This is a genomic window from Actinomadura syzygii, assembly GCF_008085905.1.
In the GTDB taxonomy this organism is placed as follows: domain Bacteria; phylum Actinomycetota; class Actinomycetes; order Streptosporangiales; family Streptosporangiaceae; genus Spirillospora; species Spirillospora syzygii.
Genome location: NZ_VSFF01000009.1, coordinates 294,481 through 315,687, shown reverse-complemented (window position 1 = coordinate 315,687; position 21,207 = coordinate 294,481). Strand labels below are relative to the sequence as shown.

Genomic DNA, 21,207 nt, shown 5'->3' with positions numbered 1-21,207 from the left:
CGCGGAGGGGTTCTGCCGTTTCCATGACCGAGTTCTGTCGGTGGCAGGGGCGAGAATCAGGGGGTGAGGGTCGCGGTCGGGGAGGACGGGCGGGGCGGGGGTGCGCTGCGGGTCCTCACCGAGGACGGCGTGGCGGACGGCCCCGTGCACCGCGTTCCCGATCTCGTCGCGGCCGTCGCGGAGCGGGAGCGGGACGGCGCGCCCCGTTGGGTGTGGCCGTCCACGGCGCGGCTGTACCCGCGGCTGCTGCGCGCGGGCGTGCGGGTCGCGCGCTGCCATGACCTGGAGCTGGTCGAGAGCCTCCTGCTCGGGCACGCCGGACGGTACGGGGAGCCCCGCTCGGTGCGCGCGGCGTGGGCGCGGCTGCGCGGGGAGCCGGTGCCGCCCGACCGTCCGCCCAGGGAGGAGGCGGCGCAGGCGTCGCTGTTCGACGACGACCGAGAGCGGGACGCGGCGGGCGACGACATCGAGCAGGTCGTCGCCGTGCACGCGGCGCAGCGCCGGGCGATCGCGGAACTGGACGGGTTCGCGCTGCTCGCGGCGGCGGAGTCGGCCGGGGCGCTGGTGGCGGCGGAGTTGACGCACGACGGGCTGCCCTGGTCGGCGGACGAGCACGACGCGCTGCTCACCGAGATGCTCGGGCCGCGTCCGTCCGGCGGGCTGCGGCCGCGCAGGCTGCAGGATCTCGCCGACCGCATCAACGCGGCGTTCGGCCCGCGCACGCACGTGAACCCGGATTCGCCGACGCAGATCCTCAAGGCGTTCGCGGCGGCGGGGCTGCCGGTGCCGTCGACGCGGGCGCACGTGCTGAAGCGGCTCGACCATCCGGCGGTGCCGCTGCTGCTGGAGTACAAGGAGCTGGCGCGCCTCCACACGGCGCACGGCTGGGCGTGGCTCGACACGTGGGTCGGCGGCGGCCGGTTCCGGCCGGAGTACGTGGTCGGCGGCGTGGTGTCCGGACGGTGGGCGACGAGCGGCGGCGGCGCGCTGCAGATCCCGCGCGTGCTGCGCCGGGCGGTCGTCGCCGACCCCGGCTGGTCGCTGGTCGTCGCGGACGCGGCCCAGCTCGAACCGCGGGTGCTGGCGGCGCTGGCGGGCGACCGCGCGTTCGCCGACGCGGCGGCGCACGGCGACCTCTACGCCGCGCTGTCGGACGCCTTCCGCGACTCCGGCGAGGTGAGCGCCCGCGACAAGGCGAAGATCGGCCTGCTGTCCGCGATGTACGGCGGGGGGACGGGCGAGGCGGTGCAGTTCCTCGCCGTCCTGAAGAGCCGGTTCCCCGCCGCGTTCGAGTACGTGGAGGCGGCGGCGCGGGCGGGGGAGAGCGGGCGGCTCGTCCGGTCCCGGCTCGGCCGGACGTGCCCGCCCCCGTCCGCGGGGTGGCGCGAGCTGACCTCGGCGGGCGACGACGACGGCCCCGCCGAGCCCGGCCGGGGGACCGCGGCCCAGGCGCTGCGCAGCCGGGGCCGCTTCACCCGCAACTTCGTCGTCCAGGCGACCGCCGCCGACTGGGCACTAGCCCTGCTCGGCTCCCTCCGCCGCCGCCTCACCGCACTCGACGAACCGCGCCTCGTGTTCTTCCAACACGACGAGGTCGTCGTCCACACCCCCGAGGCCCAAGCCGAGGACGTCGCCGACGCCATCCGCGCCGCAGCAGAAGAGGCGCGCCTCCTCCTGTTCGGCGACACCCCCGCAAGGTTCCCAATGGAGATAGCGATCGTCGACCGCTACTCCGACGCCAAGTAGCGCGGACGTTACGCCTATCAGCAGCAGGACCGGGAATCGCGGCGACCGCCGCACTGCGGTCAGGTGCCTTGAGGTAGCGCGGGCTTGGGCGCGGTGGCGGTGAGCACGTTGCGGAAGTCGCGCACGGCCGGGCGTTGCCGCTGGGCGTGGGGAATGGCCTGCAGGATCATGTGACCTGTCTCGGTGGTCAGATGAGTTCGGTAGTCGGCGGGGAGCGTGTCGAGGACGGTCGTGGCCTGCCTCACGCCCCGGTCGGTCCCGCCCTTCACGATGGTGCACAGCGCCTCGTGAAGCTGGACGTTGACGGCGTAGGGAGACGCGCCGCCCTGTCTGCGAGCGGCAGGGTGGCTGAGCACCAGGTCGCGGGCCGTGTCGGCGGCCGCCTCGTTGCCCGCCCCGGCGTGCACCCAGCTCTGGGCGAAGTACGCCTGGTCGTCAACCCACAGGGTCGGCAGGATGCTGGTCGGCGCGTCCGGCCCGCCGTACCCGACGAAACTGGTCAGCGCCCGGTTCGCCTCGTCGTGCTGGCCGAGCATGGTCAGAGCCTTGGCGCGGGTCCCCGCCAGGTCGGCCTTCCAGAACGACGGGCCGTCTCCAGCGATCCGCTGTGCCGTGTGAGTGAGGGCCAGCACCGTCCCCGCGTCGCGCTGCCCATACAGCCCCACCCCGGCCTCTTCACACCGGACCATCAGCCGTAGGTCGAGGTCGGTGGAGGCGTCGGCGGCGGTGCGGGCGGTCCGCCACCAGCGGAGAGCGGCCCCGTGGTCGCCGAGCCGGGACAGCAGGTGTGCGTGGAGCATCGCTAATGCAGCCTCGACCCTGCGTAGTTCGGTCCGGTCTACGGCGGGGGCGGTGCGGAGTTGACGGTTCAGGGCGAGCAGATCGACGAGTAGGTCTTCGCGGGCCTGTGCGGCAGGTCGGGTGCGAAGCGCGTGAAGGTGGTCGACGCACGCTAGGTGCCAGTCGTCCAACCTGCGGGGCTCGGCCGTGAGGGCGAGGTCCACGAGCTGGCGGAGCGGCACGGCGCCGAGGGTCCCCGCGCTGATCCCGAGAGCGGTCAGAAGTTGAAGTGCTGCGCGGCGTTTCACGTCATCGTCATCCCTTGCCTGCGAAGGTGCCGATGACCCCACGCTAACGCCCTGCATCGCGGACATGTCGCCCTCGGCGCCCCCTGTCCCCGCGACCGTTGCCTCATGGAGGGCAACGAGGCGGTCGCCGCTACCGAGGATCGCGTCGAGTCGTTTGGCCATTCCTTCCGATGTGCCCCGCTCGTCCCGGCAGAGCTTGGAGATGGTGCCGGGGTTGCACGGCACCTGCCTGGCCAGGGCGCGGACGCCGATGCCGTGCTCGGCCATGAGTTCGAGAAGTGCCTGACCGAATGACTCGCCGCTCATTGGCTTCCCACCGTTTCACCCCGGTTCCGGGTCGGTCAGATGTTGCCTACGCCGGGCGGCCAACAGGCAACGTCTTCCACGCTAACCCCGGACGCGGTGTCGTTGTGTGCGGAAGGCGTCACATGACGTGAAGACGGCCCCGGCTGGCGGGCGAACGCCAGGTGTTCCGGGGCCTGACCGGACAACGGAGGTCCGGCTGACGATGACGATATCTGAGAAGGTGACCCGTCTTCGCGACGAGAATCCGGGCTGGCGGATCGAGCACGTCGAGAGCAGGCCCGTCCCGTGGCTGGGCGTCCGCGAGCCGTCGGGGAAGTGGATCGGTGGGCACTCGGTCGTCGAGGCCAAGCTCCCCGGTTACCTGGGGCGGCTGATGTCCCAGGCCATTGACCTCGCGGCGTTGGCGTCCGGCAAGGAGGCGTTCCCGTACGCGGAGCGGATGGAGCACCTGACGTCCTTGCGCAGGTGGTTTCCCGAGTGGGCGTTCGAGGTGTGCGACACGCAACCGGTCTGGCACGGACAACGCAGCTACGTCGACTACGCCGAGCGCGCCGCCGCGTTCACCGAGGTACGCGGCAGCGACCCGAGGGAGTTGGCGTTGCTGCTGTTGCGGCTCCCGCGCGCCGAGGCCGGGGTCGGGGAGGACGAGGAGGACGCGCGGTGAGGGGCCCGCGCTACGCGCGTGAGGCTGAGCGGCAGATCCCCGGGTTCGCGGTGTACGAACTGCCGGACGGGTCGTGGCGCGCGGTCTCCGAGCAGGACGGCGTGCGGGTGGTGGAGCACGAGCGATGGTGCGAGTTGGCCTGGGCGTGCGTCTCGTCCCGGATCGCCGAGGACCTGCGCGTCGCGGGCGAGGAACTGGCCGCGCGGATGGCCGAGCCCGGACGCGCCTGGCGCACCGAGCCCGACGAGAAGATCGATGCCCAGCCGCCCGACGTCGCGCGGGAACCGCGCCGCTGAGCCAGGGCGGCGCCGCCGGGGGACCCGCCCCCGGTCCCGGCCGCGCCGCCCCTTCAGCCCTTCCGACGACGAACGAGAGAAGGAAGATCGATGACCCGGCCCTACGGGCGGTTGGACTTGTTGTACGACGCCCGCGTTTACAGCACCCCGGAGAAGCGGCCGGAGATGGAGGGCGAGGCGGAGTTGAGAAAGGAGGCGCGCTGACGTGCGGGTCGGGTGGGTGAAAGGGGCGGTCGACCACGCCGGTGGTGTGTCAATTGCCGGAACGGCGATAGGAGTAGGGCGGCCGAGTTTCTGTCACGCTCAGTGATGTCTGGTTAGCGTTGTGGCATGACGACACCGGCCAGGGCGCTTTCCCTACAGGGTCCCTCCAAGATGTGGGTTCAGACCGGTCCGCTCGACATCAACCAGGCCCTCACGACCTCTTACGCGCAGGTCTACCCGTCGGGTCTGACGATCACGATTCCCTTCCCCGGGGTGTGGGAGGTCGCCTACCAGGCCCGTTCTGTGATCAATTCGGGCGCCGCGAACACCAACTACTGGGCGAGCACCGTCCTGTACAAGGGGCAGAGCCCCATCGACGGCAGTCAGGCCCTCGCCGGGGGCGGCGGCCCCGCGAACCTGATCCTTCAGGCCACCGCCGGGCAGACCGTCCTGGTGGCCTTTGATGTCAACGACGTCGTGAGCCTTTATGCCAAGGGCATCGGCTCGCAGGGCAACAACGCCTCCATCCTCAGCAACGCCGACGGGCGCACCGCTATCGCGGCGCACTGGGTCAGCGCGGTCTGAGCGCGGGCGCGCGGCGTGATGCCCCCTGCCCCGGCGCTCGGGTCAGGGGGCTTCGGCGCAGACCCTCTACCCGCTGCCGGGTGCGGGCACCTACGCGCATGGCGCCACCCGGACTCCTCCAGCCGTTGAGTTTCTACTCCGACGCCAAGTAGCGGGTGGCCAGGGCGCGGACGGTGTTCGCGGCGGCGAACGCGTGGCCGCGGGCGTTGAGGTGCAGGCGGTCGGTGCTGTAGATGCCGGGGTCGGCGGCGGTCGGGTGGTCGTACGGGGTGGCGACGTGGCAGGCGTCGTGCGCGGCGGCGACCTCGGCGGCGATGTCGTTCAGCTGGCGTGTCCGGGCCGACATGACCTCGCGGTAGCGGACGGGGCCGAGCCCGGCGGCGGTGAGGTCGAACAGGCCGATCGTGACGACGTCGGCGCCGGTGGTGCGGAGCGCCGACACGATCGAGGTCAGCTCGCGCCGCACCTCGTCCGCGTTGAAGTGCGGGCGGAGCATGTCGTTCCCGCCCGCCGCGACGATCGCGAGGTCGGGCCCGAAATCGAGCGCGGGGCCGAGCTGCTCGGCCGCGACCTGCGCGGCGACGCGGTCGCGGCGGCCGAGGTTCAGCGCGGCGAGGCCCGGCGTCACGGCGCGCAGCGCCTCCTCGACGCGGTCGGCCCACGACAGGTCGCGGTAGCCGGGGACGGGTTCGCGGACGCCTTCGGCGACGCTGTCCCCGAGCGTCGCCAGCCGCGTCCAGGGCGCGCCCGCGAGCAGCGCGGCGGCCTCGGCGGCGGGCAGGACGTCCGGGTCCGTCCACTCGGAGAGGCTCGTACTGGACAGGCTCGTACCGGACAGGGGCATGTCGACTCCTTCAGGACGCGGTGCGCCGCAGGGTCAGCGGGAGCCCGGCGAGGGCGGCGCCGGCCGAGGCGAGGGTGCAGAACAGGTAGACGTCGGTGTAGTCGCCGCGCGCGGCCTGGGCCGGGAGCAGCGCGGCGAGCACGGCGATGCCGAGCGCGCCGCCGAGCTGGCGGGCCGTCGTGTTGAGGCCGGTGGCCCCGGCGAACCGCAGCGGGTCGACCGACAGCGCGGCGGCGGACGCGGTGCCGGTGGTGACCATCCCCATGCCGGTCCCGACGAGCAGGCCGACGGGCAGCCAGAACGCGGCGAAGTGCGGCTCGGACGGCAGCGCGGCGAGCGTCCAGACGCCGCCCGCGACCATGATCAGCGCGCCGCCGGTCACCGCCGGGCGGACGCCGATGCGGCCGGTCAGCCGTCCCATGATCACGGCGGCGGCGGTGGCGGTGAACGCGCCGGGCGTGGAGGCGAGGCCGGCCTTGAGCACCGAGTAGTCCCACTTGTCGGTCAGGTAGAGGACGCCGAGCAGGAGCCAGGAGTAGAGGGCCGTCCCGTAGAGGAACGAGGCGGCGTTCGCGAGGGCGAACTGGCGGCTGCGCCACAGCGAGATCTCCAGCGCGGGCACCGGGTGCCGCGCCGACCGCCACAGCGCGAGCCCGACGAGGAGGGCGCCGCCGAGCAGCAGGGCGAGGGTGCGGGCGTCCGTCCAGGACCAGTCCCGGGTCTGGGTGACGCCGAGCGCGGCGGCGCCGACGCCCCCGCCGAGCAGGACGGTGCCGATCAGGTCGGGCAGCCGTCCCGTGCCGGCCTCGGCGCGCGGCAGGCGGCGCGCGGCGGCGAGCAGCGCGAGGCCGACCGGCACGTTGATGACGAACAGCGACCGCCAGCCGAACTGGTCGACGAGCACGCCGCCGAGGCTCGGGCCGATCGCGGCGGCGAACGCGCCCGCCGCGCTCCACAGCCCGATGGCGCCCGCGCGGCGCTCGGGCGGGGTGTCGCGCAGCAGCAGCGCGAGCGACGCGGGGATCATCGCGGCCGCGGCGGCGCCCTGGACGGCGCGGGTGCCGAGCAGCACGGGCACGGTCGGCGCGAGCGCGCAGGCGAGCGAGGCCAGCGTGAACAGCCCGACCCCCCACTGGTAGAGGGACCGCCGTCCGACCAGGTCGGCGAGCCGCCCGGCGGGCGCGAGCAGCGCGGCGAACAGCACCGCGTAGAGCGTGATCATCCAGGTCAGCCCGGACAGCGAGGCGGCCGGGAAGTCGGCGTGCAGGTCGGGGACGGCCAGGTTCGCGACCGTGGCGTCGAGCATGGCCAGGAACGTCGCCCCGGCGGCGAGCCAGGGGACGTCGCGCCGTGCGCGGGCGGCGGCGGGCGCCGCGGCGGTCTGGACGGACGACATCGGAAGAGCCTCCAAGAAAAATAAACGAACGGTCGTACACTCTTCTGTCGGAGGCCCTTCCGTCAAGGGGTTTGCCGCGTTGACTTTGCACGAACGGTCGTGCAGATTATTGGGTGTGAGCACCGACGGACGGCTTCTCAAGGGCGCGCAGACGCGCTCCGCCATCCTGTCCCGCGCGGCCGACATCGCGTCCGCCGAGGGGCTGGAGGGCCTGTCGATCGGACGGCTCGCCACCGAGCTGCGGATCAGCAAGAGCGGCGTGTTCACGCACTTCGGCTCCAAGGAGGAGCTGCAGCTCGCGACCGTCCGCAAGGCGGTCGAGGTGTTCCGGGAGCACGTCGTCGAGCCCGCGCTCGCCGTGCCGGGCGGCCTCGGGCGCGTCCGCGCGCTGCTCGCGGCGTGGCGGCGCTACGAGAGCGAGCCGGTCTTCCCCGGCGGCTGCTTCTTCCACTCGACGATGGCCGAGTTCGACGCCCGGCCCGGCCGCGTCCGCGACGCGATCGCGGCCTCGCAGCGCGACTGGCGCGGCTTCCTGGAGCGCTGCCTGCGCGAGGCGCGGGAGCTCGGCGAGCTCGACGCGTCCGCCGACATCCCCCAACTCGCCTTCGAGATGGACGCCGTCTTCCGCGCCGGAGCGGCCTACGCGCTGCTGCTCGACGACCCGTCCGAGTTCGACCGGGGCGCCCGCGCGGCCGAGGCGCGCCTCGCCGCCGTCTCGGCTAGGGGTTGACGGAGTACGACGGGCGCGTGTTCAGCGCCTCCGCGTCGGAGAACGACGTCCGCTGGTACGCCCCGGTGATCGTGCTCAGCTCCTCCGGGGTCAGGACGTCCTCGATCCTGTCGAAGCCGTCCGGGGCGCGCTCGCCGACGGCGTGCAGGACGCGGTCCGCGGGCATGTCGCGGCAGGCCAGCACGATCGCGTTGACCGGTTCGCGGCGCGCCCGCTCGTAGCCGAGCAGCCCCTCCGCCGGATCGGCGGCCTTCACCAGCTCATGCGCCAGGAGGCGCGCGTCGAGCACGGCCTGCGACCCGCCGTTCGACCCGATCGGGTACATCGGGTGGGCGGCGTCGCCGAGGAGCGTGACGCGGCCGGACGTCCAGCGGTCGAGCGGGTCCCGGTCGACCATCGGGTACTCCAGGATCTCCGCCGTGCGGGACAGCATCGCCGGGACGTCGAGCCAGTCGAACGTCCAGTCCGCGTAGTGGGGGAGGACGTCCTCCAGGCGGCCCGTGCGGTTCCAGTCGGCGGTCTGGCCGAGCGGGGTGCCGGAGGGGAGCTTGACCTCGGCGACCCAGTTCAGCAGGGCGCGTCCCGCGCGCTCGGCCTGGATGGAGATCGGGTATACGACGATCTTGCTGGCGGCGTTGCTGCCCGCGACGGCGAGGGTCCGTCCGGACAGGAACGGCTCGCCCTCGGTGACGCCGCGCCACATCCGGATGCCGTTCCACAGCGGCGGCGGCTCGTCCGGGTTCAGTTGCGCGCGGACGGCCGAGTGCAGCCCGTCCGCCCCGACCAGCACGTCGGCGTCGACGGTCCCGGCGGTGCCGGACGCGCGGTCGAGCAGCCGCGCCCGCACCCGCGCCGCGTCCTGCTCGAAGCCCTCGAACAGCGTGCCCGCGCGGACGGCGCCCGCGCCGAGCCGCTCCCGCACCGCGTCGAGCAGCGCCATCTGCAGCTCGCCCCGGTGGATCGAGTACTGCGGCCAGTCGTAGCCGAGTGCGCGGCCGCGCGGCTCGCCCCAGATCCGCCCGCCGTGCCGGTCGAAGTGCACCATCTCGGCGGTCGGGACGCCGAGCTCCGCCAGCGCGCCGCCGAGCCCCAGCTCGGTCAGCTCCCGGACGGCGTGCGGCAGCAGGTTGATGCCGACGCCGAGCGGCCGTAACCGCGCCGACGACTCGACGACGAGCGTGTCCACGCCCGCCTCGTGCAGGCTCAGCGCGGCGGTGAGCCCGCCGATCCCCGCGCCGACGACCACAACGCGCATGAAACGCCCCCTTCGTTCCAGCCTGTCCTGGGCGCGGCCCGTCTAGCCGCGGCCGCCGCTCGCGGGCGCCGCGCCGGGGACCTTCGCGCCGCCCCGCACGAGCCGTCCGACCTCGGCCCTGAGCTGGACGAACTGCGGCAGCCCCCGCGTCTCGATCTGGTCCCGGCCGGACGGCAGCCCGACGGGCAGGTCGGCGTGCACGCGGGCGGGGGACCGGTTCAGCACGACGACCCGGTCGCCGACGTACACGCTCTCGTCGATGTCATGGGTGACGAGCAGGATCGTGATCTTCTGCGTCCGGTGCACCTGGAGGACGAGGTCCTCCAGGTCCTCGCGGGTCTGCGCGTCGACGGAGCCGAACGGCTCGTCCATCAGCAGGAGGGACGGGCGGTAGGCGAGCGCCCGCGCGATCGACACGCGCTGCTGCATGCCGCCCGAGAGCTGCCACGGGTACTTGCGCCCGGCGTCCGGCAGGCCCACCGACGCCAGCGCCTCCTGCGCGGCGGCGCGCCGCTCCTTCCGCGACATGCCGCGGCGGCGCAGCGGCAGCGCCACGTTGTCCCGGACGGTCAGCCACGGGAACAGGGACCTGCTGTAGTCCTGGAACACCACGGCGAGGTCGTCGGGCACCCCGTTGATCGGCGCGCCGTTCAGGGTGAGCGTCCCGGAGGTGGGGCGGAGCAGCCCGGCGATGCAGCGCAGCAGCGTGGACTTCCCGCAGCCGGACGGCCCGACGATGCTGAGGAGCTGCCCGTCCGGGACGGTGAGGTCGAGGCCGTCGATCGCGCGGTGGCCGTCCGCGTAGGAGTGCGTGAGGCCGGTTATCTGGAGCATTTCCTTCGCCTTCTCCGTCTGGGGTCGCTCCATGGGCGGGGGAGTCCGGCGACGGATGATCGTTCACCGCGCGGGGAGCGTAACGCACCACAGATCAACTATGAGTGGTATGGGAGGAATTTCCGATGATTATCGCTCGGTTGCGCTCCAGTACATGGCCTCCTCGTCGGCGGCGACGCTGACGTCCACGATGAAGGGTCCCTCGTGCGCGAACGCCTCGTCGAGCGCGGCGTCGAGGTCGGCGGCGGACGTGACGGTCCGCCCCGGGACGCCGAGCCCGCGCGCGACGGTCGCGTAGTCGATGCCCGCGATGTCCGCGCCGACGACGCCGTCCATGCCGATCCGGCGGCCGAGCGCCCGCACCGCCCCGTAGCCGCCGTTGTTCATGACGATCACCGTCATCGGCAGCCGGTGCCGCGCGGCCGTCCAGAGCGCCTGGACCGAGTACATGATCGCGCCGTCGCCGAGGACGCACACGATCCGCTCCCCGGACCCGGCGAGCGCGCGTCCGACGCCCATCGGCAGGCTCCAGCCGAGCACGCCGCTGCCCATGGTCAGGAACGTTCCAGGCCGTGTGATCGGGAACCGCGCGTGGAACATGTCCCGGTGGCTCGGGATCTCCTCCACCAGGACCGCGTCCGCGGGCATCCGCTCTCGCAGCGCCTCCACGACCAGGGCCGCGTCGATCGGGTCGGTCCGCTGCGGCCGCGCGAGCTCGGGCCGCGGCTCGGGCATCGGACGGTCGGCCTTGTCGACCAGGTCCAGCAGCCCGGACAGCCCCGCCTGGAGAGTGGTGAGAACGCTCGTCCCGACCGGCGCCCACGCGGTCAGCGTGGGATCGCAGTCGAACAGGAACAGCCGCGTGCCCTCGGGGATGAACGGCCCCTCCGTGTGCACGTGGTAGTTGAACACGGGCGCGCCCAGCACGAGCACGACGTCGTGCCCCTCCAGCGCCGCGACGAGCCGGTTCCGGACGGGCGGCAGGAACCCCTTGAACAGCGCGTGGTCCTCAGGGAAGCCGGACCGGCCGGACAGCGGGCTGATCCACACGGGCGCGCCCGTCCGCTCGGCGAGGTTCACCACCAGGTGGCTGACGTTCTCGTCCTCGACGCCGGAGCCGACGACGATGACGGGGTTCGCGGCGCCGTTCAGCGCGTCCGCCGTCTCGCGCAGCGCGGCGGGGTCGGCGGCGAACCCGGCCCGGATCTCGCGGTGCGGGACGGGCTCGGCCGGACGGTCCCAGTCGTCCTCCGGCACGGACAGGAACACCGGCCCGCGCGGCGGCGTCATCGCGACGCGGTACGCCTCGGCGAACGCGGCGGGCACGTCCTCCGCCCGCTCGGGCTGCCTGCTCCACTTCACGTACGGCCGCGGGAACTGGGCGGGCTCCTCCGCGCCGAGGAACGGCCGCGTCGGCAGCATCGCCCGCGTCTGCTGGCCCGCGACGATGACCAGCGGGATCCGGTCCCGGTAGGCGTTGAAGACGCCGCCGAGCGCGTGCCCGACGCCGCCCGCGGAGTGCAGGTTGACGAGGGCCGCGCCGCCGGTGCCGAGGGCGTGGCCCGCCGCCGCGCCCACCACGACGAGCTCCTGCAGCCCGAGCACGTACTCGAAGTCCGCGGGGAAGTCGCGGAGCATCCGCAGCTCGGTGGAGCCGGGGTTGCCGAAGACGGTGGTCATCCCGGCCCGCCGGCAGAAGTCGAACACCGCGTCCCGGACCGTGAACTCCGCCGTCATGAATCCGCCCCGGTCATGAATCCGCCCTGGTCATGAATTCGCCTCCGTCATGAGTTCGCCTTCCGTGCCCCGCGGTGCCAGGAGAGCACGCGCCGCTCCACCGCGAGGAGGATCGTGTTGAACAGGTAGCCGAGGACGCCGAGCAGCACGATCACCGCCCAGATCGTGAGCATGTCGGACTGGCTCTGCGCGTTCGTCAGCTCGAAGCCGAGCCCGTCGGCCGTGCCGGGCAGCAGCTCGGAGAAGACCATCAGGATCAGCGACAGCGACAGCGCGAGCCGCAGCCCCGCGAAGATCTTCGGCAGCGCGGACGGGATGATCAGGTACCGGATCCGCTGCGGCCCGGACAGCCGGAACGCCTCGGCCGTCTGCATCTGCGTCGCGTCCACGCTGCGCGCGCCGTCGGCGGTGTTGAGCAGGATCGGCCACACCGCGCCGAAGACGATCGACGTGATCTGCATCTGCGTGCCGAGGTGCATCAGGGCGACGAACACCGGTACCAGCGTCGGCGGCGGGATCACCCGCGCGAACTGCAGCACGGGCTCCAGGTAGGCGAGGGCGCGCTCCGAGCGCCCGAGCGCCAGCCCGAGGACGATCCCGACCACCGCGGACAGCACCAGCGCGACCGTCATCCGGGCGAGGCTCGGCGCCATCGAGTCGCGCGCGCCGCCGCTGAAGAACAGGTGGCTCGCGGGTCCGGCGAACCACATGTCCCGCATCCGCGGGACGATGTCCGACGGCGGCGGGAAGAACGGGCTCTCGGCGACGCGCGTCGCCACCTCCCAGGCCGCGATGAGGACGGCGAGGGGGAGCAGCCGGTGCGCGAGGCCGCGGACGAGGCGCCAGGCGAGGGCGCCGGGCCGCCACGCGGGACGCCGGGTGGTCACGGCGGCGGCCGTCATGACGCACCACTCCTCTGCGCCAGGTGCCACCGGAACGCGCGGTTCTCGGCCTGCACCAGCACGGTGTCGATGATCAGTCCGATGCAGCCCGCCCAGACGGTGCCGGCGAGCACGTCGCGGGTGCCCTCGGGGACCGTCCCGGCCTGGGCGATGAACATGCCGAGGCCGTCCCCGAAGCCGGACAGGATCTCCGTCCCGACGGCGAGGATCAGCGCGACGGACGCCGACAGCCGCACCCCGGTCGCGATGAAGGGGGCCGCGCTGCGCAGCGAGACCCGGATGAGGACCTGCATGCGGTTGAAGCCGAACGAGCGCAACGTCTCCTTGGCGAGGGGGTCGACGTCGTGCAGCCCGTACATCGTGTTGAACAGGATCGGCCAGCAGCACGCGTAGACGATGAGCGGCACCTCCATGTTCAGCCCGGAGCCGAGGATCAGCCCGGCGAGCGGGATCAGCGCGACCGACGGGATCGGCCGCAGGAACTCCACGATCGCCCGGACCGCGGTGTTGACCGCCGGGACGCTGCCGAGCAGCAGCCCGAGCGGCACCGCGATCGCGACGGCGATGGCGAGCCCGAGCGCCCACGCGGTGAGCGTGACGCGCACGTTGGACAGGAAGTCGGAGTCGCCGAACAGTTCGACGGCGCGGGCGGTGACGCTCGACGCGGGAGGCAGAAAGGAACGGTCCACTATCCCGGCTCTACCGAGCGCCTCGCTCGCCAGGAACAGGACCGCCACCCCTGCGGCCCCGCGCGCCCATTTTCCTGGACGAGAGAGGCCGCGGGGCGGCGTCGTCTTGTCGGACATGAATCGCCTGCGCCTCGCGTCAGGACGCCGGCTGGAACAGGATGGTCTTCAGGTCGGGCTTCTCCTTGAGCAGGCCCGCCGAGATCATGAGGTCCACGACCCGCTGCATCCTCGTGGTGTTGAGGGAGCTCGGGTAGCCGGGGAGCGTGATGACGCCCGCGACCTTCGCGTCGATCTTGGTGTAGGTGGGCAGCACCTGCTCGACGCGCTTGCGGTCGCTGCTGGCGATCTCCTGCGCCTTGAAGATCGCGCGCTGGAACGCGGCGGCGGTCTTCGGGTTGTCCTTCACGAAGTCCTGCGTGCTGAGGTAGCCGGCGATCGGGGTGTTGGTCACCGGCTCCGAGCCCGCGTCGACGGCCACCCGCGCGCCGAGGGACTTCTCGGCGCCGGAGGTGAACGGCTCGACCGCGTGGATGGCGTCGACGTCGCCCTTCTGGAGCGCGGTCGCCATCTGCGGGAACGGCACGGCGCGGTAGGAGACCTTCGAGGCGTCGACGTTGTTCGCCTTGAGGATCGCGTTCAGCGTCAGGGACTGGATGTTGTTCAGAAGGTTGACCGCGACCGTCTTGCCCTCAAGGTCCTTGAGGGTGCGGATCTTCGAGTTCGGCATGACGAGGACGTCCATCATGTGGGACGTCAGCGACGCGCCCTCGGCCAGCACGCTCAGCTTGAGCGTGCCCTTCGCGTCGGCCTGCAGGAAGGACACGTAGTTGCCGCCGGCGATCACGTTGACGTCGCCTTTGACCAGTGCGGGAATGGCCGCGATGCTCTGCTGGACGGGCTTGATCTCGACCTTCAGCCCCTCCTTCTCGAAGAGCTTCTCCTTCTGGGCGATGTAGACCGCCGCGTCGTCGGCGATGGGCAGCGCGGCCACCGTCACGGTGTCCTTCTCAAGGCCGCCGCTACCGGAGGAGTCGTCCGAGTCTCCGCAGCCGACGGCGGTGGACAGGAGGAGGGCGGCAGCGCTCACCAGCGCTGAGAGACGGAGGGATTGCCGCATGGGCACTCCTTAAACTCACGGGGGAAGTTGTATCGGCAGGGCTGTCGGCCGGGACATGCGAGCCAAGGGAACGACTGTAGCCACCACGCCGGACGCCTGAAGATCACGTGCGACCGGAGAGTATCGCGTACTGGGTGACTTGGGTGGTTTGGCTCCGAATTGTGTGACTGTCTTGTGTCCTGGGAGAGTGCCAGGACCGCGTGCGCGCGAAGCCGAGTGGCGCTCGATAAGACGCTCGCGCTGTTTTGTTTCATTGGCCTCTCGTTCGACTTCGGTGGGCTTCGCGGGCTTTCGTCGGCGCAGGTGACGGTGCAGCGCCGCGCTGCTCCGCAGAGTCACGGCCCTCGCGCCATCTGGCGCGGAACCGGTTTCCGCCGTTCGGGGGACGGGTCGGGTCGAGCAGCGCCTGTTACGTTGTGAGAGTTTCCGATCACCTTGGGTTCAACTGCGGAGCGTGATCGCCCGTACTCAGTAAATCGGACATACGGGCATGAAGTCACGATCATGGCATTGGTCAATATCGGCTGGCCTATGGTCCTTTGCGGCCTATCCGTGGATGTGCTGCAATGTCGTGCGCCGAGGGTGAAGAAGATGTCGCAATTACCCTTCGCGTCCGTGTAGCCACGGAGAGTGCGACATCGTGGAGAGGGTGTTAACGGCGGATGCAACCAAGCGACGAAGGTCGCGACGGTCCTCGACCCGGTAACGTCGGGACGCAGTCGGGACGACCGACACGGTCGGGCAGCAGGCTGAGCCTGCGGAACTGGCGGGTGCCCCAGCGGCTCATCGTCCTGATCCTGGTTCCGACGGTCGCCGCCGTCGCGCTGGCCGGGGTGCGCATCTCCAGCTCCCTCAGCGAGGCGGAGGCGTACGGCCGGGTCGAGCGCATGGCGGAGATGGGCGACGGGATCACCCGCTTCGTCCAGCAGTTCACGGCGGAGCGCGACCTCGCGGTCGAGTACAGCGCGACCAACCGCGCCGCCGCCCTCCTGCCCGAGCTGGAGGGCCAGCAGCGCAAGACCGACGCCCAGATCGAGCCGGTGCGCGCCGCCGCCGGCGTGATCAACGGGTCCTACGGAACGGAGGCCGTGCGCGACGCGCGCACCGTGCTGAACCGGCTCGACGGCGTGAAGGCGCTGCGCTCCCTCGTCACCGGCACCAAGGTGCCGGCCTTCACCGTCCTGCAGAAGTACACCGAGGCCACCGACGAGCTCGTCGCCATCCTGGACGGCCTCGCGCAGAACGTCGCCGACGACCGGCTCGCGGAGTCCAGCCGGGCGCTCGGCGCGCTCGCCCGCGCCAAGGAGGCGGTGTCCCGCGAGCGGGCGGTGCTGCTCATCGGCGCGCGCTCGCACCAACTGGCCGCCGACGAGCTGCAGGAGCTCACCGCGGCCCGCTCCCAGGAGGACAGCCAGCTCGCGGCCTTCCGCGACTCGGCGCGGCTCGACCAGATCCAGCTCTTCGAGGACACCGTCGTCGGCCCCAAGGTCGACCAGGCCCGCGAGGTGCGCCAGCGCGTGATCGCGGGCGTCGGCGCGTCCGGCGGGAACCTGCCCCCCTCGCTCGGCACCGCCCGCTCCGCCGCCGTGATCCGCGACTCCATGACCGACATGATCGGGAAGATGCGGCTGGTCGAGGAGCGGCTCGCGAGCGACATCAAGGTGCGCAGCGACGACCAGGGCGCCGCCGCCCGGACCTCCACCATCACCGACTCGATCATCGTCGCGGTGCTGCTCGCCGCCGTCCTGCTGGTCACGATCCTGATGGCCCGCTCGCTGGTGCGGCCGCTGCGCCGGCTGCAGTCCGGCGCGCTGGAGATCGCCGGCACCCGGCTGCCCGGACTGGTCGACCGGCTGCGAGACCCGGAGGCCGCCGCGGGCGGCATCGAGGTGCAGCCGATCGAGGTGGACTCCACCGACGAGATCGGCCAGGTCGCCCGCGCCTTCGACGAGGTTCACCGCGAGGCGGTGCGGCTCGCGGCCGACGAGGCCGTCCTGCGCGGCAACATCAACGCGATGTTCGTCAACCTCTCCCGCCGCAGCCAGTCCCTGATCGAGCGGCAGCTCCGCCTGATCGAGGAACTGGAGCAGAGCGAGCGGGACGAGGAGCAGCTCGGCAACCTGTTCCGCCTCGACCACCTCGCCACCCGCATGCGCCGCAACTGCGAGAACCTCCTCGTCCTCGGAGGGCAGGAGCAGGTGCGGCGCTGGAACCAGGCCGTCCCGCTCATCGACGTCGTCCGCGCGTCGCTGTCCGAGGTGGAGCAGTACGAGCGGGTGGCGCTCCGGGTTCAAGGCGACATGACGGTCGCCGGACCCGTCGTCAACGACCTCGTCCACCTGCTGGCCGAGCTGGTGGAGAACGCGACGGTGTTCTCGTCCGAGCACACCAAGGTGACCGTCTCCGGACAGACGCTCAGCGGCGGCGGCGCCATGCTGCAGATCACCGACAACGGCGTCGGGATGTCGACCGAGGACCTGGAGCAGGCGAACTGGCGGCTCGCGAACCCGCCCGTCATCGACTTCTCCGCGGCCCGCCGCATGGGCCTGTTCGTGGTCGGCCGCCTCGCCGTCCGGCACGGGATCCGGGTGGAGCTGCGCGCCGCGCAGGGCGGCGGGCTCACCGCGTTCGTGGTCCTGCCGGACGCCGTGATCACCCCCGGCGACACCGCCGGGATCGGCACCCGCGGCCTCGGCCCGCGCGAGGCGGGCGCGCACGGCCAGCTCGCCGCGCTCACCACCTCGCCCGAGCCGCCCGCGCTCGGCGCGAGCGGCGCGTTCCAGCAGCCCGGCGAGCGCGGCCCGGTCGGGCCGCCGACCGGTCCGCTGACCGGCGGGACCGGCTCGCACCCCATGGTCGGCGGCACCGGGCCGCTGCGCCCGATCCGGCGCGGCACCGGCCCCCAGCCCGCCCTGAACGAGACCGGCCCGATCCCGACCGGAACCGGCCCGATCCCGACCGGCCCCATTCCCACCGGGACCGGGGCGCATCCGACAGTGCCGGGCACCGGGCCGCAGCCCGCCGTCCCGCCCGCCGACGACCCCTACCAGCCGGGCGACCGGCGTCCGCCGCGGCGGCCGGGCGAGCTGCCCGTCCGGCGGCCGGGCGCGCACCTGCCCGGCGGCGGGGCGGCCGCGAACCCGCCCGACGACGGACCGAACGGACTGTTCCAGCCGCGCAGCGAGCGGCGGGACGACACCGGGTCCAACGGCGTCCACCGTCCCGGCGGCCACAGTCCCGGCGGCCACCGTCCCGACATGGGCCGGACCGGGCCGCAGTCGGTCGTCCCGGAGGCGCAGCCGATCGTGCCGGACCCCGGCTCCGGGCGGCAGATCCCCTGGGAGACCGGGCCGCTGGACCAGGTCGGCGCCGAGCAGAGCCCGTTCGGCGACACCCCGCAGACCGGTTCGCCGCCCGACCCGCGGGCCGGACGGCAGACCGGGGCGCACGGCACCCGGTGGACGGACGCCGCCGAGCGGACGGGGGAGCGCCCCGTCCCGGCCCCGCCCGCCCCGCCGGCGAGCGCCGCGCCGGAACCCCCGGCGCCCGCCCCGCCGCAGGCGCCGCCCGAGCCGAAGCAGCCGCACCGCCTCCCCGAACGCTCGCCGATCTTCGACGCGATGCAGTCGGAGTGGTTCCAGCGCCGGTCGGCCGACGCCGGGTCCGGCGAGGACCCGGTGCGCGGCTGGGAGTCCCCGGCGGACGCCGGGTTCCGGGCCGCCGAGGCCGCCCGCCGGCCGGTGGCGGCGAGCCGTACCAGCGTCGGGCTCCCGAAGCGGGTGCCCGGTAAGAACCGCATTCCCGGCGCGGTCGGGCACGCGGCGGCGCCGGCCGCCGTGCAGCCGCCGCCGGAACCGCCGCCGGGGGCGGCCGAGCGGGAGGCGCCCGCGCAGGGGCAGCCCGCCCAGGCCCGCCAGAGTCACGGCCAGACGGCCGACGTCGTACGCAACCGTTTCGCGAGTCTCCAGCGGGGCGTCCACCGCGGGCGCCACGAGATCCGCGATACAGGCACGTCAGGTGAGGCGCCGTCGCAGCGCGACGACGAGACAGGAGGCACCCGGTGAGCGGGCAGGATCTCAACTGGTTGGTGACGAACTTCGCCGACCGTGTCGCGAAGGTCGCGCACGCCGTCGTGGTCTCCTCGGACGGCCTGCCGATGGCCTACTCGTCGGGCTTCCCGCCCGAGCGGGCGGACCAGCTGTCGGCGATCGCCTCGGGGCTGATGAGCCTGACCCAGGGCGCGGCGAAGATCTTCGACGCGGGGGGCGTGAACCAGACCGTCGTCGAGATGGACCGCGGGCTGCTGTTCGTCATGTCCATCACGAACGGGTCGGTGTTCGCGGTGCTGGCCGCGCCGGACTGCGACCTCGGCCTCGTCGCCTACGAGATGACGCTCCTGGTGGAGCGCGTCGGCCGGGTGCTCACGCCCGCGCTGCGCGCCCAGGACCAGCAGCAGCCGCCGTTCTCGGGGCCTCCCGTGACCGAGCTGGGCGCCGGGCCCGCCCGCTACTGATCGTGACTGACTAGGCCGGAGGTCGGCGACATGGATCGAGGCAGTCCCTTCGGAGGCGGTCCCGGAGGGCCCGGACGCTGGCCGGGCGACCCCCAGGGGAGGACGCCGGCGCAGGGACGTCCGCCCGAGCGCGACGATGACCCGGGCGCGAGCTCGTCGCTGGTGCGCCCCTACGCGGTGACCGGCGGCCGGACCAAGCCGCGCTACGACCTGGCCATCGAGGCCCTGGTCACCGCCGCGCCGTACCCGCCGCGGGACGTGGCCGTGCTGACCCCGGAGTACCGGGCGATCATGGACCTGTGCCGGTCCGCCCGCTCGGTGGCCGAGGTCTCCGCCCTGCTGCGCCTGCCGCTCGGCGTCGCGCGGGTCCTCATCGCCGACATGGCCGTCGAGGGGCTGCTGCGGCTGCACCAGTCCCAGCCCGCCACCACCACCGGCGGACAGCCGGACCTTCGCTTGCTAGAAAGGGTGCTCAGTGGCCTTCGGAAGCTCTGACCAGATCCCGGGCCCGCCCGGCGGCGAGGCCGAGCTGACCTCGGTCAAGATCGTCGTCGGCGGCGGCTTCGGCGTCGGCAAGACCACGTTCGTCGGCTCCGTCTCGGAGATCATGCCGCTCACCACCGAGGCGGTGATGACCGCCGCGAGCGCCGACGTGGACGACCTGTCCGCCGTCCCGGACAAGACGACCACCACCGTCGCGATGGACTTCGGGCGCGTGTCGCTCGACAGCGAGCTGATCCTGTACCTGTTCGGCACGCCGGGCCAGCACCGCTTCTGGTTCATGTGGGACGACCTGGTCCGCGGCGCGATCGGCGCCGTCGTCCTCGTCGACACCCGCCGGCTGGAGGACTGCTTCGCCGCCGTGGACTACTTCGAGGAGCTCGGCCTGCCGTTCGTGGTCGGCGTCAACGGGTTCCACGGCGAGTTCCAGTACGCCGTCGAGGACATCCGCGACGCCCTGTCGATCAGCGCGCACGTGCCGATCGTGCAGTGCGACGCGCGGAGCCGCGAGTCCACGAAGCAGGTGCTGATCACGCTCGTCCAGCACGCGATGACGGTGCACGCCACGACCCCCGCCGCCGCGTCCGCGCCGCCCGCCGGACCCGGCGCGCAGCCGCCGGGCATCCAGCCGGGGACGACGTCGCCGAGCTGGACCTGACGCCCGGCGGCTGACGCCCAGCGCCCCCGACCCGGCCGGAATGCGGTCGCGTAAGTCGTGTGCACGATGCATGATCTACGTGATCTACCATGAACCGGTGTTGGGGGTTGCGATGCATGAAATGAGGCGGATCAGGACGTACGTGGCCATCGGCGACAGCTTCACCGAGGGCCTGGACGACCCCTACCCCGGCGGGCACGACCGCTTCCGCGGCTGGGCCGACCGCCTCGCCGAACACCTCTCCGCGCGCCACCCCGGCCTCCGCTACGCCAACCTCGCCGTGCGCGGGAAACTCGTCCGGCAGATCGTCGACGACCAGGTCCCCCTCGCCGTCGACCTCGCGCCCGACCTCGTCACGTTCTGCGCCGGCGGCAACGACATGATCCGCCCCGGCGCCGACCCCGACGCGCTCGCCGTCGTCTTCGACGACGCCGTCCGCAGACTCCGCGCCGCCGGCGCCGACGTTGTCGTCTTCACCGGCTTCGACACCCGCGGCCTCCGCACCGGCGGCCGCATCCGCGGCCGGGCCGCCACCTACAACATGCACCTGCGCGCCATCGCCGACCGGCGCGGCTGCACCGTCGTCGACCTGTGGCCCCTCCGCGTCTTCAACGACCCCCGCGCCTGGTCCGAGGACCGCCTCCACCTCTCACCCGAAGGCCACCGCCGCATGGCCCTCCTCGTCGCCGACGTCGTCGGCGCCCCCGGCGACGACGACTGGCGCGCCCCCTGGCCCCCCGCCGACCCCGCCGACTGGCTCACCCTCCGCCGCGAGGACGTCCGCTGGGCCCGCACCTACCTCCTCCCCTGGATCGGCCGCCGCGCCACCGGCCGCTCCACGGGTGACGGGCGGGCACCGAAGAGGCCGACGGCTACGCCCCTGTAGCCCAGGGGGGACGACCCCCCTGGAACCCCCCGTTGCGAGCCGGTCGATCCTCACGCCACCGTGCCGGTTGTTGTGACCGTGCGGGTTTGTGCGTGGCGCTGCGGTCGACCGGCTCGGCGGGTCGGGCGGCCTCCGGCGCTGGGGCGCCTCCGGCCGCCCGACCCGTGGCACGGGGCTGGGGCTGGCTGCGGAGGGTTCTTGCCGGGTGTCCTCCGGTCGTCCGACCTGCGACGCCGGTTTGAGGCTGGTCTGCGGA

20 protein-coding genes are annotated in these 21,207 nt (G+C 72.9%); 11 read left to right on the top strand and 9 right to left on the bottom strand.

Translation table 11 applies throughout. From position 1 onward, the window contains the following. Positions 1-63 precede the first annotated feature (63 nt). A complete protein-coding gene (locus FXF65_RS24215) occupies positions 64-1,746 on the top strand; it encodes a bifunctional 3'-5' exonuclease/DNA polymerase (protein ID WP_148352302.1) in 1,683 nt (560 codons plus the stop codon). Between the two features lie 59 nt (positions 1,747-1,805). Here FXF65_RS24215 and FXF65_RS24210 read toward each other — a convergent pair whose 3' ends face one another. Beyond that, positions 1,806-2,834 carry a hypothetical protein gene (locus FXF65_RS24210; protein WP_148352301.1) on the bottom strand — a complete coding sequence of 343 codons (1,029 nt, stop codon included), beginning with the start codon at positions 2,832-2,834 and terminating at the stop codon, positions 1,806-1,808. Positions 2,835-2,939: 105 nt separating this feature from the next. Between FXF65_RS24210 and FXF65_RS24205 the strand changes: the two genes are divergently transcribed. The 4 genes from FXF65_RS24205 to FXF65_RS24190 all read left to right on the top strand — a co-directional run bounded on the left by FXF65_RS24205 (position 2,940) and on the right by FXF65_RS24190 (position 4,889). Next, positions 2,940-3,128, top strand: coding sequence for a hypothetical protein (locus FXF65_RS24205; protein ID WP_148352300.1), 189 nt, complete (start codon positions 2,940-2,942; stop codon positions 3,126-3,128). A gap of 214 nt (positions 3,129-3,342) precedes the next feature. Next, a complete protein-coding gene (locus FXF65_RS24200; protein WP_148352299.1) occupies positions 3,343-3,804 on the top strand; it encodes a hypothetical protein in 462 nt (153 codons plus the stop codon). After that, positions 3,801-4,100, top strand: a complete 300-nt coding sequence (locus tag FXF65_RS24195; protein ID WP_148352298.1) for a hypothetical protein — start codon at positions 3,801-3,803, stop codon at positions 4,098-4,100. The genes FXF65_RS24200 and FXF65_RS24195 overlap by 4 nt, the downstream gene beginning before the upstream one ends. A 330-nt stretch (positions 4,101-4,430) precedes the next feature. Beyond that, positions 4,431-4,889, top strand: coding sequence for a hypothetical protein (locus FXF65_RS24190; protein ID WP_148352297.1), 459 nt, complete (start codon positions 4,431-4,433; stop codon positions 4,887-4,889). A 133-nt stretch (positions 4,890-5,022) separates the two neighbouring features. Here the strand turns inward: FXF65_RS24190 and FXF65_RS24185 are convergent, their stop codons facing one another. After that, on the bottom strand, positions 5,023-5,733 hold the full coding sequence (locus FXF65_RS24185; RefSeq protein ID WP_148352296.1) for an SGNH/GDSL hydrolase family protein: 711 nt from the start codon (positions 5,731-5,733) through the stop codon (positions 5,023-5,025). A 10-nt stretch (positions 5,734-5,743) separates the two neighbouring features. Beyond that, complete coding sequence (locus FXF65_RS24180) at positions 5,744-7,129, bottom strand: MFS transporter (RefSeq protein ID WP_222868714.1); 1,386 nt, start codon at positions 7,127-7,129, stop codon at positions 5,744-5,746. Between the two features lie 115 nt (positions 7,130-7,244). On the opposite strand from FXF65_RS24180, the gene FXF65_RS24175 reads away from it, so the two are divergent. After that, positions 7,245-7,859 (top strand): TetR/AcrR family transcriptional regulator, encoded by a 615-nt coding sequence (locus tag FXF65_RS24175; protein WP_246199053.1) that lies wholly within the window; start codon positions 7,245-7,247, stop codon positions 7,857-7,859. On the opposite strand, the gene FXF65_RS24170 is transcribed toward FXF65_RS24175, so the two are convergent. From FXF65_RS24170 to FXF65_RS24145, 6 genes are all read right to left on the bottom strand, one after another. Continuing rightward, entirely contained in the window at positions 7,849-9,114 is a 1,266-nt protein-coding gene (locus tag FXF65_RS24170; protein WP_148352293.1) for a flavin-dependent oxidoreductase, read from the bottom strand. The genes FXF65_RS24175 and FXF65_RS24170 overlap by 11 nt on opposite strands. Before the next feature lie 42 nt (positions 9,115-9,156). Continuing rightward, positions 9,157-9,981 carry an ABC transporter ATP-binding protein gene (locus FXF65_RS24165; RefSeq protein WP_246199051.1) on the bottom strand — a complete coding sequence of 275 codons (825 nt, stop codon included), beginning with the start codon at positions 9,979-9,981 and terminating at the stop codon, positions 9,157-9,159. A 96-nt stretch (positions 9,982-10,077) separates the two neighbouring features. Next, positions 10,078-11,685 carry a benzoylformate decarboxylase gene (gene mdlC, locus FXF65_RS24160; protein WP_148352292.1) on the bottom strand — a complete coding sequence of 536 codons (1,608 nt, stop codon included), beginning with the start codon at positions 11,683-11,685 and terminating at the stop codon, positions 10,078-10,080. Positions 11,686-11,732: 47 nt separating this feature from the next. Further along, on the bottom strand, positions 11,733-12,587 hold the full coding sequence (locus tag FXF65_RS24155) for an ABC transporter permease (RefSeq protein ID WP_148352291.1): 855 nt from the start codon (positions 12,585-12,587) through the stop codon (positions 11,733-11,735). Beyond that, entirely contained in the window at positions 12,584-13,276 is a 693-nt protein-coding gene (locus tag FXF65_RS24150; protein ID WP_246199050.1) for an ABC transporter permease, read from the bottom strand. The genes FXF65_RS24155 and FXF65_RS24150 overlap by 4 nt, the downstream gene beginning before the upstream one ends. 136 nt (positions 13,277-13,412) lie before the next feature. Beyond that, positions 13,413-14,393 (bottom strand): ABC transporter substrate-binding protein, encoded by a 981-nt coding sequence (locus FXF65_RS24145; protein ID WP_148352289.1) that lies wholly within the window; start codon positions 14,391-14,393, stop codon positions 13,413-13,415. Between the two features lie 770 nt (positions 14,394-15,163). Here FXF65_RS24145 and FXF65_RS45950 point away from each other — a divergent pair. The 5 genes from FXF65_RS45950 (at position 15,164) to FXF65_RS24120 (ending at position 20,951) form a co-directional block, all read left to right on the top strand. Continuing rightward, positions 15,164-18,457: a nitrate- and nitrite sensing domain-containing protein gene (locus FXF65_RS45950; protein ID WP_187412477.1), complete on the top strand. Its 3,294-nt coding sequence runs from the start codon at positions 15,164-15,166 to the stop codon at positions 18,455-18,457. Continuing rightward, on the top strand, positions 18,454-18,906 hold the full coding sequence (locus FXF65_RS24135) for a roadblock/LC7 domain-containing protein (RefSeq protein ID WP_148352287.1): 453 nt from the start codon (positions 18,454-18,456) through the stop codon (positions 18,904-18,906). The genes FXF65_RS45950 and FXF65_RS24135 overlap by 4 nt, the downstream gene beginning before the upstream one ends. A 30-nt stretch (positions 18,907-18,936) precedes the next feature. After that, complete coding sequence (locus tag FXF65_RS24130; protein ID WP_148352286.1) at positions 18,937-19,401, top strand: DUF742 domain-containing protein; 465 nt, start codon at positions 18,937-18,939, stop codon at positions 19,399-19,401. A 34-nt stretch (positions 19,402-19,435) separates the two neighbouring features. Continuing rightward, positions 19,436-20,065, top strand: a complete 630-nt coding sequence (locus tag FXF65_RS24125) for a GTP-binding protein (protein ID WP_246199084.1) — start codon at positions 19,436-19,438, stop codon at positions 20,063-20,065. Between the two features lie 112 nt (positions 20,066-20,177). Next, a complete protein-coding gene (locus FXF65_RS24120) occupies positions 20,178-20,951 on the top strand; it encodes an SGNH/GDSL hydrolase family protein (protein WP_148352285.1) in 774 nt (257 codons plus the stop codon). Positions 20,952-21,207: the final 256 nt, after the last annotated feature.